Annotated in this window: 15 protein-coding genes; 6 read left to right on the top strand and 9 right to left on the bottom strand. The window is 49.1% G+C overall.

Features of this window, described 5'->3' with window-relative positions; genetic code table 11:
- A complete protein-coding gene (locus AC53GJ_RS03790; RefSeq protein WP_496732758.1) occupies positions 1 to 1,551 on the top strand; it encodes an ankyrin repeat domain-containing protein in 1,551 nt (516 codons plus the stop codon).
- Between the two features lie 264 nt (positions 1,552 to 1,815).
- Positions 1,816 to 3,051: a serine hydrolase domain-containing protein gene (locus AC53GJ_RS03795; RefSeq protein WP_496731211.1), complete on the top strand. Its 1,236-nt coding sequence runs from the start codon at positions 1,816 to 1,818 to the stop codon at positions 3,049 to 3,051.
- A gap of 136 nt (positions 3,052 to 3,187) precedes the next feature.
- Here the strand turns inward: AC53GJ_RS03795 and AC53GJ_RS03800 are convergent, their stop codons facing one another.
- The 4 genes from AC53GJ_RS03800 to AC53GJ_RS03815 all read right to left on the bottom strand — a co-directional run bounded on the left by AC53GJ_RS03800 (position 3,188) and on the right by AC53GJ_RS03815 (position 6,547).
- Complete coding sequence (locus AC53GJ_RS03800) at positions 3,188 to 4,096, bottom strand: TerC family protein (RefSeq protein WP_496731212.1); 909 nt, start codon at positions 4,094 to 4,096, stop codon at positions 3,188 to 3,190.
- A 535-nt stretch (positions 4,097 to 4,631) separates the two neighbouring features.
- A complete protein-coding gene (locus tag AC53GJ_RS03805; protein ID WP_496731213.1) occupies positions 4,632 to 5,207 on the bottom strand; it encodes a hypothetical protein in 576 nt (191 codons plus the stop codon).
- A 237-nt stretch (positions 5,208 to 5,444) separates the two neighbouring features.
- Positions 5,445 to 5,909, bottom strand: a complete 465-nt coding sequence (locus AC53GJ_RS03810) for a transposase (RefSeq protein WP_496731214.1) — start codon at positions 5,907 to 5,909, stop codon at positions 5,445 to 5,447.
- Positions 5,910 to 5,977: 68 nt separating this feature from the next.
- The gene (locus tag AC53GJ_RS03815; RefSeq protein WP_496731215.1) at positions 5,978 to 6,547 is read right to left on the bottom strand and encodes a transposase; all 570 of its coding nucleotides are present in this window, start codon (positions 6,545 to 6,547) and stop codon (positions 5,978 to 5,980) included.
- Positions 6,548 to 6,806: 259 nt separating this feature from the next.
- Between AC53GJ_RS03815 and AC53GJ_RS03820 the strand changes: the two genes are divergently transcribed.
- From AC53GJ_RS03820 to AC53GJ_RS03830, 3 genes are all read left to right on the top strand, one after another.
- Positions 6,807 to 7,882 (top strand): IS3-like element ISSod2 family transposase gene (locus AC53GJ_RS03820; protein WP_496731216.1). Its coding sequence is split into 2 segments (ribosomal slippage): positions 6,807 to 7,059 and positions 7,059 to 7,882, totalling 1,077 coding nucleotides; the frame shifts between segments, so codons are not numbered across the junction.
- Between the two features lie 340 nt (positions 7,883 to 8,222).
- A complete protein-coding gene (locus AC53GJ_RS03825) occupies positions 8,223 to 8,558 on the top strand; it encodes a hypothetical protein (RefSeq protein WP_496731217.1) in 336 nt (111 codons plus the stop codon).
- 266 nt (positions 8,559 to 8,824) lie between these two features.
- Positions 8,825 to 9,577: a transposase gene (locus AC53GJ_RS03830; protein WP_496731218.1), complete on the top strand. Its 753-nt coding sequence runs from the start codon at positions 8,825 to 8,827 to the stop codon at positions 9,575 to 9,577.
- 168 nt (positions 9,578 to 9,745) lie between these two features.
- On the opposite strand, the gene AC53GJ_RS03835 is transcribed toward AC53GJ_RS03830, so the two are convergent.
- Together AC53GJ_RS03835 and AC53GJ_RS03840 are read right to left on the bottom strand one after the other, a co-directional pair.
- Entirely contained in the window at positions 9,746 to 10,036 is a 291-nt protein-coding gene (locus tag AC53GJ_RS03835; RefSeq protein ID WP_496731219.1) for a hypothetical protein, read from the bottom strand.
- 39 nt (positions 10,037 to 10,075) lie between these two features.
- On the bottom strand, positions 10,076 to 10,270 hold the full coding sequence (locus tag AC53GJ_RS03840; protein ID WP_496731220.1) for a hypothetical protein: 195 nt from the start codon (positions 10,268 to 10,270) through the stop codon (positions 10,076 to 10,078).
- A gap of 124 nt (positions 10,271 to 10,394) precedes the next feature.
- Here AC53GJ_RS03840 and AC53GJ_RS03845 point away from each other — a divergent pair, with 124 nt between their 5' ends.
- On the top strand, positions 10,395 to 10,721 hold the full coding sequence (locus AC53GJ_RS03845; RefSeq protein WP_496731221.1) for a hypothetical protein: 327 nt from the start codon (positions 10,395 to 10,397) through the stop codon (positions 10,719 to 10,721).
- Positions 10,722 to 10,780: 59 nt separating this feature from the next.
- On the opposite strand, the gene AC53GJ_RS03850 is transcribed toward AC53GJ_RS03845, so the two are convergent.
- The 3 genes from AC53GJ_RS03850 to AC53GJ_RS03860 form a co-directional block, all read right to left on the bottom strand.
- Positions 10,781 to 10,993, bottom strand: coding sequence for a hypothetical protein (locus AC53GJ_RS03850; protein WP_496731222.1), 213 nt, complete (start codon positions 10,991 to 10,993; stop codon positions 10,781 to 10,783).
- 452 nt (positions 10,994 to 11,445) lie between these two features.
- Positions 11,446 to 11,769 (bottom strand): colicin immunity protein, encoded by a 324-nt coding sequence (locus AC53GJ_RS03855; protein WP_496731223.1) that lies wholly within the window; start codon positions 11,767 to 11,769, stop codon positions 11,446 to 11,448.
- Positions 11,766 to 16,319, bottom strand: coding sequence for an RHS repeat-associated core domain-containing protein (locus AC53GJ_RS03860; RefSeq protein WP_496731224.1), 4,554 nt, complete (start codon positions 16,317 to 16,319; stop codon positions 11,766 to 11,768). The genes AC53GJ_RS03855 and AC53GJ_RS03860 overlap by 4 nt, the downstream gene beginning before the upstream one ends.
- Positions 16,320 to 16,374: the final 55 nt, after the last annotated feature.

Consider the following 16,374-nt stretch of genomic DNA (forward strand, 5'->3'; position numbering starts at 1 on the left):
ATGGATATCAGTTGGTTAGCCTTTTATATCTGGTTGCATTTGCTGTTAGCTATGCTGTTGGTGCCATTGTTAGTTTGGTGTAGTCGCCAGCCGGTACTGTGGTCGCCAGCATTGATGCTCAGATTGTGGACGTTTTGTGCAGTACTGTTGTTGCTATTGCCGGTCTTGCTGTTACAGCCCTGGGCTCTGGACGCGCAGTTGTTGCCTTGGTTTAGCCATGGCATCCAGCACGTGGTTGCTGGCGCTCAGACGACAGTGTTGACCGCTGGCACTGTCCAAACGCTGGCAGCGCAGCAACCTTTGCCAGCGTTGACGATAGTGCAAGTGCACTGGCCTTTGCTGTCGCAATTATTGGCCTGGTTAGCACCACCAGCCTGGTGCTGGTGGTTGTTGCCGCTGGTCAGTGCTGGCAAAGTATTGCAGCTGTTAGGCAGTTATCTGGCGACGCTGCGGTTACGCCAACAAGCCAGCCCGATCCGGCAAGCATTACCTTGCTGTCCGCTGCCGGTCAAATCGCACCCAAGTATCACCAGCGCAATGTTACTGGGCTGGCGCCGGCCTTTGATCCTGTTACCGCAGCCTTATTTAGAACGGTTGGATGAAGCACAGTTAGCGCTGGTGCTACAGCATGAGGTTTGCCATCAGCAACAAGGAGATCTGCGCAGTTATCTGCTGCAGCAATTACTCGGCACTTTGCTCTGGTGGAGCCCGGCCTGGCATAAAATCGCGGCTGAGCTTAACCGCTGGCGGGAATTACGTTGTGATGCTTTGGTCAGTCGCACTTTGCCAGCGCCGCATCATTATGCCCAAACTTTATTGGATTGCGCGCAACTCACGCCAGGCTCAGCTGCGCCTGTGCTGGCACAACGTTGGTGGCAGCCAGCGTTGTTGCCGCAGCGGATTGCATTGGTGCTGCAACCGCCAGCGCAGTCGGGTTGGCGTTGGTATGCTGTACTGCTGACGTTGTTGTTATGGCTGCTGGGGAGTTTATGGCTGGCGCAGCAATGGCAGTTGGCAGAATTACCAGCCCGCCATGCCAAAATACGGCTGTCTGAGTTAGCGCCACTGACAGAGTTATTGGCTGCAGTTGCCGCCAATGATGAGCTTAATGTCCGTCAATTGCTGGCTGCCGGGACACCGCTGGATCTGGCACAACCAGGTAAAGGATCGGCACTGATGGTGGCGGTGCGGCAGCAGTTGCCGCAAATGGTGGCATTGTTGCTGGCGGCAGGCGCCGATCCGAACCTGAGTAGTCGTGGCGATGGCAATGCGCTCATTATTGCTGTTCAGCACGGCGATTTGTCCTTAGCCACCCTGTTGCTGGATGCCGGCGCTGATGTCAATGCTGCAGTGCTGGCCGATGAAACGGCCTTGATTAATGCCAGCATGCGCGGCGATCTGGCGATGGCTGAGCTCCTGCTGGATCGGGGCGCGCTGATAAATCTGCAGGTACAAACACCCATTTCGGATGGCAGCCGTTGGCGCTCAGCGCTACAGCAGGCTGCTACTCCGGCCATGCGGGATTTTCTGCTTGCGCGGGGTGCCCGCTAATGTCGCCTTAATTTTTCTCCTCGTTTCGCTGGCCGCCGCCTTCGGCAAGTACGCGCAAGTGCGTCTTCGTCCCGGTCGGTTGCTGGTTCCATTCTCAGTTGCGTGTGACCAAGGCGCTTGGTGCGTCTTGGCCTGCTGCTGCCGCCTGAAAGCACAGTAGCGTCTGCAAGCTGGATTGATGGTTCTTTTTCTCTGCGCTGCAGCCGTTAGCCATCGCGGTTGTGGCCAAACACAAGCAAAAATCAGTCAATAAGGAGTCTGGTGATGATCAAACAAGTATTGCCATTAAAAGTATCTATGTTATGTCTGGGCTTGAGTTCCTGTGTGCTGTGGTCACCTGATGAACCCGTGCCGCTGGATGCCCCGTTAGCAAGTAAGTTATTTGCATCGCCGTTGGCAGCCACTTTTAGCGACGCTGCCACGGCGGCTGCACGTCAGTTGGAAGTTTCCCGCGCGCAGCAACAATGGCCGGGCATGACGGCTGCTGTGGCCTGGCGTGGTCAGTTGCTGTGGGCGGGTGCCGCCGGTTATGCCGATCTGGCGGCGCAGCAGCCTGTCAGTATCAATTCACAGTTTCGTCTTGGCAGTACCTCCAAAGCTGTGACAGCCACTGTCGTGGCCAGGGCTGTGGCTGCGGGTTTGGTCGATTTGGATACGCCGATTGGTCACTACAAAGCCGACTTACCCAATCCGGCCTGGCAGCAGATGACCTTGCGGCAACTGCTGTCACATACTGCGGGCTTTCCTGGTTATGATGGCAATACCGATCGGATTGGCGCTATCCGCAGTTGGTTAAAATGGGGGAGTTTCACTGATGTTGAGCAGTCGCTGGCGCTGTTTGATGATTCAGCGCTGTTAGCGCCGCCCGGGCAGCGTTTTCATTACAGCTCTTTTGATATCAACTTAGCCAGTGCCGTGTTGCAAAGTGCCGCCAAGCAGTCATTTTTAACTGTTCTGCAGCAGCAAGTGAGTACCCCTTTGGGCTTAAAATCGCTGGCGGCGGCTGAGGTGCCGAATCCACAGCAAGTCCGTTTTTATGAAAGCAGCGCTGGTGTGGCAAAGCTGCACCGGCCAGTGAATTTAAGCCAAAAGTGGGCCGCTGGTGGCCTGGCCGCAAGCTCAGTCGATTTGGTCAGCTTAGGTTCGGCCTGGTTTGATGCCAGTTTTATTCCGGCGTCTTTGCAACAACAGTTCTGGACGCCGCAATTATTGGCTGATGGCAAGGTCAATGAGGAATTTTATGCGCTGGGCTGGCGGCATTTTCAGCACAATTTTTTGTACTGCGACCGCAACAATCTACTGCCACAAGAAGTGAGTTATGTGCATCACGGCGGGGTGTCCGATGGCGCCCAAAGCTTGCTGGTGATCTATCCCAAATGGCAGTTGGTGGTGGCAGTCAATATCAACACTCAGACCAAAACCTGGTGTGACTTTGCCCGCGAAGTCAGTTTACTGACCAAGCCATTTTTGCAGCAAATTGCGCCGGAATTGGCTATTTAAACAGCCAGTTGCGCTATAAACTCAGGCAACTGGCACTGATGCCGGTGACCAGCTCTGGTCACCGGGGTTACTTAGCGCTGTGTTGTGCTATGACAATGTCAGCCATTCTGGCTGACATTGTACTCTCGATATCTGCCTAAGCCGCGCTATTTCGACTGCGCCGCAATGACAGCACCACAGAAGAGCCGATGATCAGGGCGACCACTGCCAAAGAGACACTGACCGGAATTTTATAAAGATCAATCAGCAGCATTTTGCCACCGATAAAGATCAGCACTAACGCCAGGCCATATTTTAACAAACTGAAGCGATCCGCCATGTCGGCCAGTAAGAAGTACATAGCCCGCAGACCCAGGATGGCAAAGATATTCGATGTCAGCACGATAAAAGGATCTGTGGTGATGGCAAAAATCGCCGGAATTGAATCCACGGCAAAGATCACATCGGAAAATTCCACCAGTACCAGCACCAGAAACAGCGGCGTGGCATAACGCACCCAACGGCCATTGATCTGACGTTTGACAAAAAATTTCTCACCTTCCAGTTGCTCGGTCACTTTAAAACGTCGCCGCAGCCATAATACCAGCGGATTGTTGGCCAAATCAGGCTCTTTGTCGGCAGCCCACCACATTTTGATACCGGTGAATAACAGGAAAGCACCAAATACATACAGTAACCAGTGGAACTGTGTGATTAGCCAGACGCCGGCAAAAATCATGATAGTTCGCAAGATAATAGCACCGAGCACGCCTAACACCAGCACGCGCTTTTGCAATTCAGGCGGAATCGCAAATACACTGAAGATCATCAGCCAGACAAAGACATTATCGATAGCCAGAGATTTTTCAATCAGATAACCGGTCACAAATTCCAGCGTCTTGGCATTGGCAACTTCCGCGCCGGCAGTATCGCGCAGGTACCACCATAAACCTGCCGCAAACAGCATGGAGACAGACACCCAAATGACCGACCAGATGGCCGCTTCTTTGACTGAGACTTTATGTTGTTTACCGCCACCGACGACAAATAAGTCGATTGCGAGCATGAATAGCACCAGACTGAAAAAAACAGTCCAGAGCCAGGGGTTGGCAATTGTTTCCATGAATACACTCCAAACAGGGTAGCAGGGCTGGTTGTGACCAGCACGGTCCGACCCACACTGGCCGGATGTCCTGTTTAGAGGGGGATCTTTGCCAGCATGGCAAAGGTCTTGCTCATCAGATGATCTGACCCGGTTACCGGAAACCTATTGGTTTCGGCATGACGATAAGCCGGCGTGGAGCTACTCCCCTTTGGGATGGCGCGAATGTAGCAAAGTCAGAGTAATTCAGTCAACTATTCTGCCGGTAAAATATTCGCTATCCGGGTTGGCAGCCTTGCCTGCTGTTAAGCTGCAGGGTAAATAGGCAGCGTCTGGTCAGAAGGTGGCTTGCTGCATTAAATGTGGCGACGGAATAACACTGGTATTTTTTTGCGCTATGGCCGGGGCAGTTGGCTTTGCAGTGCACAGGACGCCACCACAGGTTTTAGCTGCGCAGGGGGGCAAAGGCGGTAGACATTCTGCGCTAAGCGCTGGTCAACTAAAGCGGGCTGCGGTTTCCTGCCAAAGGAACTTCAGTGTGGATAGCTTCAAGCATATTCAGATCTTTAAACTGGCCGACCGATGCTGCAATTACTTCGCGGGCGATCGCTGTTTGTGCTTCGCTGTTGGTTTCTACCACTAATACCACATCGCCTTGTTGAATAGCTGTCATGATCAGTTCAGCAAAGCGCCCCTGTGGCTCACCACTTGCTTCAGATGCACCAACCACAGCGCCGGTCAAAGCGCCCAGGCTGGCGCCCCAGCCGAACAGCATTAGAGGTGCCAGTAACGGGCTGGCGACAAACACGCTGACATTGGCTGCCACTAATGCGACGGTCGTCAGACCACCGAGGCCAGTTCCGATAACGGCACCGATCGAGCTGTCAACCAACATATCTTTGAGCACGGTATTACTCTGTTTCAGTGGTTCAGGTGCTGGCGGAGCATCGGCGTCACCGCTGAATATTTGTAATTGTGCTGCACTAAAACCCCGGTCCAATAACACATTCATGGTGGCGTCCGCCGGGGCCCGGTTGGGAAAAAAACCTGATACATGATGCCGGTAAGTGGTCATAAAAACCTCCAGAGTCGTCACTAAGCCATTCAGTGTGATTGGCAGATTAGCAAGAGTGCTGCGCATTGTCTGTGCGCAACCGAACTCTGTGTCAAGCGAACTGGTGGCAGGAATCGCTGGATTGGCTGCTGTTAGGCTCATGATTTATGTGTGTGAAATCCTGATCAGTCAAGAGGTTCAGTTTCTGTCAGCAGTCTAAAGTGCCCAGATCATTGAACGATAACTCCCGGCGATTTTTCACCGAGTTCGCTTGGAACGACAGGTGTTTGCCAGACGACATAACCGCATGCTTAAATAGTCGCACGACAACACCCGTCGATGTTTGATGCTGTTGGTTTGCAACGACCGATGTTTGCCACTGATTTCCACCGCCAATCCCAGCATGTAATGAAGCCAGTTGGCGAGCGCAGCAAGCATCAACAGCACTTTGAGACGTTCCTTTTTATAGGTCTGATGCGCGTTGCTGCCAAGACCATATGTCTGGCTTTTCTGGTCGCGGCAGCTCTCTTCAATTTGCATTCTGGCGCTGTAACACTTAGCGATTTTTGAAGCATAATCAGTTGTTTGCGCTAATGAACTGACCAGTAACCACGGCTCTTTGTATGACTTATGTTTATCGCGTTTTCGAAGTTTCCAGTGCGTGCCGACTAACACTGCTGTGGTTACATAACGCTGGCTGCTGGTGAGCTTAATTTTACCCAAACACTGCGGCGTCGTTCTGGCTTTTTGTAGAGCTGGTCAATACTGATAAATGCAATTAAATCAAATTGTTATGGCGTCTGATTACCGCACGCCCGCGCAATATAATGCCAGCCCAACTGACGAATTTGTTTCAGCCACGGCACCTTAAAACCGGCGTCGGTGACGATCATCGGCTGGCAATCCGCTGGCAGGCTTGCCTTGAGGCGCAGTAAAAATGCCTGATGCACGCGTGGGCAGTTGTACTCATCAATCGCTTTCACTTCTTGCAGCAAGGTCAAATAGCGGCCTTCGAGTGCGAGGCTGGCCCGCAAGATAAAGTGACGCTTTTTATTGTCGGCGTTACGCCAATCAACCAGGATAGGAGGTTGTTTAGTTTGAACTAATGCCTTCGTCAGTGCCGCATAAATCAGCGGAATGTCGTCCTGTAAACCTTCGTTACTCAGCAGCCGGTCGGCTCTTTTAATACAGCTTTTTTCAGTGGCGGCACTTTGAATGCCGCGACCGATGGCAGTGACCGTACATTTGCCGTTGGTGACCAAACTTTGCAACGACGCGCAAAGTGACGCCATTCTGGTTTTATGGATGTTTTTTGGCGTGACAAATGAGAGAAAATCAACGAGCATTCGTTGAACATTCATGGCTTGGTCCTCGGTGGGGTTTAGTTTTGGCGAACGATCAGATCAGGAACTGCCATGAATGTTCCCATCTCGCCTAACTATTTGTTTTACCTACTCCATTTGTGGGGATTCCTCAGGTGATTTTGTTCGCCAAGTTAGTTGACTGATCAAACCATTTTTTGGCATTTGCGGCAAATAGCGGCTAAGTTGGTAATCCCCCCTCAAATTAACTGACGTCAAAAGTAGAATTTTCTCGTAACATAAACGCAGGAGATTCACTATGAAAACATCAAAATTCACTGATAGCCAAATCATGGCAATCCTTAAACAAGCTGAAGCCGGTACTCCAGTCCCAGAATTGTGCCGCGAACATGGCATGAGCTCTGCGACTTTTTACAAGTGGCGAGCCAAATTTGGCGGCATGGATGCGTCATTGATGGCTCGTCTAAAAGAGCTTGAAGCTGAAAATGCCCGACTGAAAAAGATGTATGCCGAAGAGCGGCTAAAGGCCGATGTCATTCAGGAAGCCATGGCAAAAAAGTGGTAAAGCTGTCGCAACGTAAAGCGATGGCTCAGCATGCAGTTGCAAATCGAAAAATTAGTATCCGTTTGGCCTGTGCAGCATTTTGTATCAGCGAAACCTGTTACCGCTACCGGCGCGTTAATGACGACGAAAATGCAGAGATTGCTGAATTTCTTGTCGAATTAACTGAAAAAGAATCGGATTGGGGATTTGGTCAGTGTTTTAATTACTTACGCAACGTAAAAGGCTTTGCTTGGAACCACAAGCGTGTATACCGAATTTACTGCGAATTAGCGTTAAATCTGCGGATAAAACCACGCAGAAGGTTAAAACGAAATGCACCAGAGCCGCTGAAAGAGCCAACTAAAGCCAATCAGGTTTGGTCGATAGATTTTATGCATGACCAGTTATCAGATGGACGAAGCTATCGACTGTTCAACGTGATTGATGACTTTAAACGTGAAGGGCTTGCGATTGAAGCAGGTTTTTCATTGCCAACAATGCGAGTGCTGCGAACCCTAAATCAGCTACTTGAAGGGCGACCCAAACCAATCGCGATCCGTTGTGACAATGGACCTGAATTTATTAGCCACGAATTTACGGAATGGGCGAAAAAACATGAGATCAGGATTGATTACATTCAACCTGGTAAGCCGCAACAAAATGCGTACATTGAACGACACAATAAGACAATCAGATACAGCTGGGTAAGCAAACATTTATTTGATACGCTTGAAGAAGTTCAGGACTATGCCACAAAATGGTTATGGTTTTACAATCATGAACGGCCGCACAAAGCAAATGGCGGAAAACCGCCATTGATGGCTGCATGAACTCTACTTTTAACTTCGGTTAAAAATGGGAGGATTACCAGTTGGCGCTTTAATATCGCTGGAACATCATCATCTTCAATTTTAAAAGTTGTTTCATTGGCAGAAGCTCGAAATTAGTTGGAGGGAGACCGGATCGTGCTTGGTTTTGTCACAAAAGGTCACAAATGACCTACAACCTTGCCTTGTGATGATTCAATATATGTACATATAAATGGCTTAATATATAAATATTGTTGTTTTGCAGGTTATTTTTGATATATTGTTTTATTTGTTGTCGGTCAGTGATGTATGTGACATTCTCTGGTGAATTTTTCACAGTTTATATCTAAGGAAATGTGTTATGCGTATATTAAGTTTTATGTTTTTTCTCATGTTTGTGAGCTCTAATGCTACTGCTGATTACTTTTGTGAGACAACTGTAAGTAGGGTCTTGATTTATAAAGATGGAGGTGTAAATGTCCTTCATTCTGGACGCGGTGATTATACTGTTATTTGCAATCTAAAAACTGAGCGTGAAGATGTTAGCATTACCACATGTGCCATGTGGGCAAGCATGTTACAAAATATAAAAAAGAATAATGGAAAAGCAATTTTTTATTATGCAGGGTCAGGTTCATGTAATAATTTACCTACTTATGCTGATGCACCTGCGCCTATTTACATTGGTGATATGTAAAACTTGAAACCTGACGTTTGTTAATAAGCTAGATAAAGCCCGAATACGGGAAAAAGCCGCCAAAAGCTGGACATCCACACACTAAACATCCAAATTTAAACTTTAATTTAACTTTTTTTAAACTATTTTTAGTGGCATGAGTTTTTTCAGTCAGGATGACACCATGCCAAAACCACGCTATCAACAAATAAGTGTGAGTGAAACACCTTATTATCACTTGGTCAGCCGTTGTGTGCGAAGGGCATTTTTATGTGGCGTGACTAGTGGTGCGGGTTGATGCGGCCAAAGCAGCCGCCTGGAGCGCTCAGGAGATTGCGAAGAGCTGGCAGCTGTTATTTTGTTTGCCGGTGTTGGTTGAGCGTTATCTGACTGGTGGCTCCAGTGGTGAAGCAGAAAACCAAGTAACTGAAGCTATTCTGGAAAAATGGCGTACCAGACTTTGCGACATTAGTTGGTTTATGCGCTGTCTGAATGAGCATATCGCGAGACAGGCCAACCTTGAGGACCACTGCACAGGCCGATTTTGGGAAGGCCGGTTTAAATCGCAGGCGCTGCTGGATGAAAAAGCCCTGCTCACCGCCATGGCTTATGTCGATTTAAATCCTATTCGCGCCAAGATGGCCGAAAGGCCCGAAACTTCTGACTACACCAGTATCCAGCAACGGCTTGGCAAAGCCATCCACTCTGTCTTTCATGGACCGTTGTTGCAATTTGCTGGCAATAGCCAGCAACAGAATGCACAGCAACATGTTCCGTATCATTTTATTGATTATGTTGAACTTGTTGAGTGGACAGGTCGTCAGTTGCGCGATGACAAACGTGGTGTGATTGACCAGAAACAACCTCCCATCCTGGCGCGTCTTGGTATCTCAGAGGCTTGTTGGCTACAAAACTGCCAGCAGCTTGAAACCGATTTTTATCAAGTGATTGGCCCTATCAGCTCACTGAAACAATTCTGCCAAAAACTAGGACTACGCTGGTTGCATGGTCAAACCGCCTGCCGACGAAGTTTTGGCTAAGTCCAAAATTTTCCACCGCAAAATTGATAAGAAACCGCAGCAGCGGCAATAACGGCTGCCTAAAAGTTAGTTTCTCCTGCCAAGCGCACTTTTTTGCTGCAATTTGAAGTCTTCAAATCCACATCGACAAGCTTGAATTTAAAATATTGTGACCAAAGAAACCATATTTTAGAAACAGCTGATTGCACTGTTTCCAAAGAGTGGGTGGCTTGTTTTGTTGCTCAGCAGCAGGTTATTGCTGTTGTACTGATAATTCAGCGTCTGCGCACCTAAGTGCTTGGTTTTGATATTCCCAAGCGGATCATAGCTGAAGGAGCCGTTGCCCCAACTGCCGTTGGCGCTGCTGAGTCGGTCCAGGCCATCATAGCTGAGCGTGAGTGAACGCTGGCTGTTGACCAGATCCGTTATTTTGTCGACATTCTGATGCTGGTCGTAAACATATTGCTGACCCAGCTGCATGGCAGCGGCTTTGGTGATCTGGCGGGTTTCTGGCAGATACTAGGCGTTTAAGGTCTGACTGAAACTGAGGCCATTGCCATAAGTAAAGCTGCTGAACTGGCCATTAGGGTGATACAGAATATTGCTGGCGTAAACAGTGCTGGCCTCTTTTACCTGGGTGGGCTGGCCAAAGGCGTCAGGCAGATAGGTGAGGGTAGCGCCACCATAAGTACGGCTGCTCAGATGGCCGAGCATTTTAAAATATGGCTGTCCTTAATTGCCCTTGCTGCTAACGGCCGAATAATCGGTGCAAGTGCGGCCAAGACCGCTGACACCTTCGGCAAAAGAGTTGAGCTGACCGAGACTATCATTTTAAAATGTGGCTGTCCTTAATTGCCCCTCCGGCAATAGCCAGCAACAGAATGCACAGCAGCATATTCCGTATCATTTTATTGATTATGTTGAACTTGTTGAGTGGACAGGCCGACAGTTACGCGATGACAAACGCGGTGTGATTGACCAGAAACAACCTCCCATCCTGGCGCGTCTTGGTATCTCAGAGGCTTGTTGGCTACAAAACTGCCAGCAGCTTGAAACCGATTTTTATCAAGTGATTAGCCCTATCAGCTCACTGAAACAATTCTGCCAAAAACTAGGACTACGCTGGTTGCATGGTCAAACTGCCTGCCGACGAAGTTTTGGCTAAGTCCGAAATTTTCCACTGCAAAATTGATAAGAAACCGCAGCAGCGGCAATAACGGCTGCCTAAAAGTTAGTTTCTCCTGCCAAGTGCACTTTTTTGCTGCAATTTAAAGTCTTCAAATCCACATCGACAAGCTTGAATTTAAAATATCGTGACCAAAGAAACCATATTTCAGAAACAGCCGATTGCTCTGTTTCCAAAGAGTGGGTGGCTTGTTTTAATTCGTTAATTGCCCTTGCTGCTAACGGCCGAATAATCGGTGCAAGTGCGGCCAAGACCGCTGACACCTTCGGCAAAAGAGTTGAGCTGACCGAGACTATCATTTTAAAATGTGGCTGTCCTTAATTGCCATTCTGATTTAAAACGCCTTATATTTGACCGTATTTTAAACTGCAAATAGCGGCAGCCTGAGCAGCACTGAACAGTAGAAGTGATCAGTGCCTGCCAGCAGAAAAGATCAAAGCTTCCAGTGCAGCCAGTTGTAGGCGCTGTACCACATTGCCAGCCCTGCTGGTGAGGACTGATCACTTCTACTGGAAATGACTGACCAGGCTGCTGGTGGTTTTGCGCAGTTTGGAATGAAAAAGGACACCAATGCTAGGTGTCCTTTTTTATATGGTACGACAAGGTGTTTGACCAATCATATACGTGGTCTACGTAAACATGCATAGGCAAAAAGCAATACTTTATGTTCTGTAGCTTAAATATTACTTCAAGAAAACCATATTCAAATATTTGGTAATGTTGAAACAATAAAAACATTACATTCTAGCCTATCTTCCATAATACTATTGATTGCTCGGCTGTTATTAAGTTCTAGGTCACTTGGTGCCAATGGAGGCTTTCTTCCCGTCCAAATTGCGTCGAGCCTCGATTCAAAGCCCGGATTGCGCCATATACCACCTTCAACACATGCTACAGCGATATTTTTTTCAGCTAAACACTCGCAGAGTGCGATTGCAGCATCTGGGGTTAGCTTCATTAAGTTGTTTCCATTTAAGTCAAAAAAAAGATTTGGATTGTCATACAAGACATCACGTTTAAATGTCATTTTTTATCCTCGTTCCACTCTATTCTGCTGTCTGGTTGCCAGTTCGGATCATTTTTATCGGTCACTTGGACAACTTCGTTCGTCCTATCATTGATCACAACATGTTTATCTTTTGACCCATATACGCTAGCAGAATCATTTCGACCCTGACCATCATCGGTCTTGGATGGTCCTCGTTTGTCCACTGTTTTTCCTGCTGGCTCCCCGCTTGCTAAATCATCAATTTCGCCTTTGCTCCAACCGCGATCAGAAACTTGCCCCTGCTTTACTTCTTCAATTACAACACCTCCACTTTCTGAAGAGTTATCGGCCTCTGATGATTCCCCAGATGTAGCATTGAGCGTTCCGCTAATACCGTGCGCTACTGCCGCTATAGTTGCAGCTGTCAACGCAATACCTTCAGGTGTCGCTAATATAACTAAGAATGCAGCCCTGCCATCCGGGTCAGTAAACTTATACGGATTGTTATTGGCATATGCATAGCGATTAAACATCATCGGATTAGAAGTTTTAAATCCGACTGGATCATTCGAATAGAATCTGCCAATAACCGGATCATAATACCGCTGCTGCATATAAGTCAGACTCAGGTCCTGATCGGTCAGGTGGCCTGTGTAGCCTGGGGTGTCTTGTGGCGTGTGTACCATGCCGGCTTTGGCAAGCAGGGTATTGCCCAAATGAATATAACGGACTTGCCCTTGCTCGCTTTCGGTCAGCAGTAATTGACCGGCGACATTATACACACTGTAACCTCGGGTATTGCCAGACTTGTGGACTCGTCTGTTGTGGCCGTCATAGCGATAACTGGCGGTGCCGGAGCTGATCAGCTGATTGGCGCGGTTAAAATTAAAACTGCGCTGGCCATTGTGAATAACATTGCCCCGGTCATCATAGATAAACTGATAGTGTCCTGGGATACTCAGCAGCAGGTTATTGCTGTTGTACTGATAATTCAGCGTCTGCGCACCTAAGTGCTTGGTTTTGATATTCCCAAGCGGATCATAGCTGAAGGAGCCGTTGCCCCAACTGCCGTTGGCGCTGCTGAGTCGGTCCAGGCCATCATAGCTGAGCGTGAGTGAACGCTGGCTGTTGACCAGATCCGTTATTTTGTCGACATTCTGATGCTGGTCGTAAACATATTGCTGACCCAGCTGCATGGCAGCGGCTTTGGTGATCTGGCGAGTTTCTGGCAGATACTCGGCGTTTAAGGTCTGACTGAAACTGAGGCCATTGCCATAAGTAAAGCTGCTGAGCTGGCCATTAGGGTGATACAGAATATTGCTGGCGTAAACAGTACTGGCCTCTTTTACCTGGGTGGGCTGGCCGAAGGCGTCAGGCAGATAGGTGAGGGTAGCGCCACCATAAGTACGGCTGCTCAGATGGCCGAGGGCGTTATAACCTGAAGTGATGGCAAAGGTTTTACCATCGATGGTTAAAGTCTCAGCCGTCAACTGATGCTGACTGTTATAGCGGTAAGACCAGGTACTGTGGCCATTGGCCAGCGCCAGCAGGTTGCCAGACGCATCGTAGGTGTAGGTGACCGCAGGAGAGCCATCCGCATAACGGATATTATGTTGTTCACCACGATTATCGTAGGCCAGGGTAATGATACTGCTGCTAACGGCAGAATAATCGGTGCAAGTGCGGCCAAGACCGTTGACCCCTTCGGCAAAAGAGCTGAGCTGACCGGCACTATTGTAGCTGAACACCTTGATGCCGGTATCGGCGCGTTTAATCAGGCATAACTGTTGGGCACTGTTGTAGTGGCGTGTTTCATACTGACCATCTTGTTGTATTTGGGTGACATGGCCAAACAGATTATAACTGAGCAAGGTCGTGACACTTTCCGGTTGGCTGATACTGACCGGCTCGCTGGTGGCAGGGCTGCCATAGGCGAGAAAACTGGTGTGGGTGCTGTAACCTTTGCCATTGGTGATGGTGATATTGTGGCCGCCATCATAGCTGTAACTCAACAGGCCCTGAGCTGTATTGGTGACAGATAAAGGGCGTTGCAAGCCATCATAGGTGGTATGGCTGCCAAAGCTTTCAGTGGCTGAAGCTGAAGGCACAGAAACAAAAGTCGGGTTATTGTAACTGTTGAACTGTTGGTTGACATAACGGCGGATTTGGCTGTTGGCATCCCATTCTTCGGTGAAGATGGGCCGCATTAAGGCATCCAGGGTGACCAGTTTACGATAATCGCCACGCACGGTCAGTTGCTGCAATGCACCCAGGTGTGGTGCGATATCCTGGTAACTGATGGCGGTGTCGCTGAAATTCGCATCGCCAATATCCACAGTGCTTAATCTGCCCAGAGCGTCGTAGTGATACTTCGTGTGATGGCCGTTGAAATCGGTCACTGCAGCGACGGTACCGTCATCGTTGATGCTGCGGGACATACTCACAGGGGTCGTCTGATAGCGGTCGGGTACAGTGATCACTTGTGGCTGACCAGCTTTGTAGTCAGCAAAAGCTTGCCAGCTATTTTTCTGATGCAAAGTGATGCGGGCGGGTAAGCCTTTACTGCCCGCTGTGGTGTGGTAGCTGTCGACGGTCTGTTGCAATTGGCCAAAGCTTTTATACTGATAGGGCAGTAATGGATAAGCACTGGTGGCAGGATAATAACTGGTGGCAGCAACAGTGGTATAACTGGAGTTGTCTGCCGATACCTGTGTGCTGAGGGGTAAATCCAGCAGCCACAAATTCGGGTCGGTTAAAAAAGTACGTTTGGTATATTTGGCCTGGGTACTGAAATTATTAAATTCGTGCGTTAACTGCGCGCTGCCATAAGGGGTGAAATCACTAAAGTGGGTGCTGTACTTTGTTTGCTGCAAAGTGGTTTGCACCGATACTAAATATCTGGCGTGGTCTGTGCTTTCTGAATTTGCATCAAACATAGCCGCAGCGCCCAGCATAGGCCCCCTGGCGTAACTTTTTTCGATCCGTTTCAGTAAGGTGGCCGCATCTGTATCATAATATTCAGTCAGGACTTCAGCGCCTTCAGTGAAGTCAAACCGTCTGCTGTGGTAATGTAAAGTGACACTGCCATCTGGGGCCACAACCCTGGTTGAGCGTAAATCACCAGCGTCCATGGCGGACGGCGGTGTCAGATGAGCATTGGGTACAGGTTTGGCTGCCCCCACAAAAGCGCCGTGATTTTCGGAATAGCTGTAATGCCAGCTCTGAGTCTGGACTGCAGGCCCTGATAATTGCTTGGTAATCAGACTATATTGGTTATAACAAGGCTGAACGGCATAATAGTTCTTCATATCTTTATACCATTTCGGCACCTCGGTGCGGCCAAACACGCGTGGCGCTAAGGTAAAGGTGGCGACCATGCCATGCGGGTGAGTGATAGTTGCAGTCCGCGAAGCTGCCATACTCCGTTCGCAACCCGTTGAAAGTTCTCGGGTCGGGATCGCAGGTTGGCCCAATGCATTAATTTCTGCCAGGGAAAATAGCCAGGATTTATGGTCCGGCCGCACCACTTGATGCAGGCTGTTTTGAACCTGACTGGTTGCTGGCAAGTAATTGTAGTACCAGGTTTTACCCGCACCGCTGACGGCACTGACGTAATTTTTAAAAGGGCCAGTGCCGCCATGATAAGTCAGGGTGATGTTGCGGCCATCATTCGCTTCGATGCTGTGCAACTGAGTGCCATGGTAGCGATAGACCACATAATTACCAAAACGATCTTCGATCCGGCTGACCAGCATTTGCGCATAGAAGCGCGCTGTTATTTTGGTCTTGACGAAACCTTTCATCTGGATAAGCCGGGGGACATCAAACGTGTATTTAACCCCGGTCGGTGAAATCGCCTGATAGCCCTGGCCTTGACCGTCAGCACGGCTGATACAATGAATTTTCCAGTGTGACTGCGTGGTATAAGTTTCTCCGGTTTGCAACAGCATTTGGGAGCCAGCACCGGGAATATTTAATTGGGTACCATTCCAATAGTCTGATTCTTCAATGTTATCCGGTGCGTTGTAAATTGGACCAGGCCTGTTCTGCATACATTCCTGGCCTGTGCTCCAGCCCCCTGAGTAACGGGGCACGTTGTTACGCAAAATAGTGTTTTGTATCATGGGTAAATCGAGCTGCCAGTCGGCAAACTCAAAGCTGTTGGTGGCATAACGAACGCCCTGGAATTTTCGATGGATGGCAACTTCAAGCGCGGAATTCCCCGGCAGACTTAAATCTGTCTGGCGAAATGATAAAGCGCCACCATTCAGATCGATCTGTTCACCAATCAAGTCCGTGGTTTCAGGGGTTGTGCCTGGTTGCGTCGGCAGTCGGTCAAGCAGGTGGTCATATGTCGGTACATACCCAGCGGTATTGCCGCCACCAGGTGCGGCGGCAGCTCGTGCCATCGCCTGGGCCACCGGCATTTTAGCAGGCGCAGCCGGCATGCTGAGACCACCGGCGATACGGTTATCCATATAAAGCGTTCTGGCCGCGTCGTCCGCCATAGCAACGCGGGAACCAGCAGAGAAAGTCAGTAGCAGCAACAAAAGTGCATGTAATGACTTGATGGCAACATTAACAGACATTGATCGTCTCCATATCCATGAAACAGTTCGCCGCAACTACAGCTGTGGCAGCCTT

It is taken from the genome of Rheinheimera sp. B2H12 (assembly GCF_059620065.1).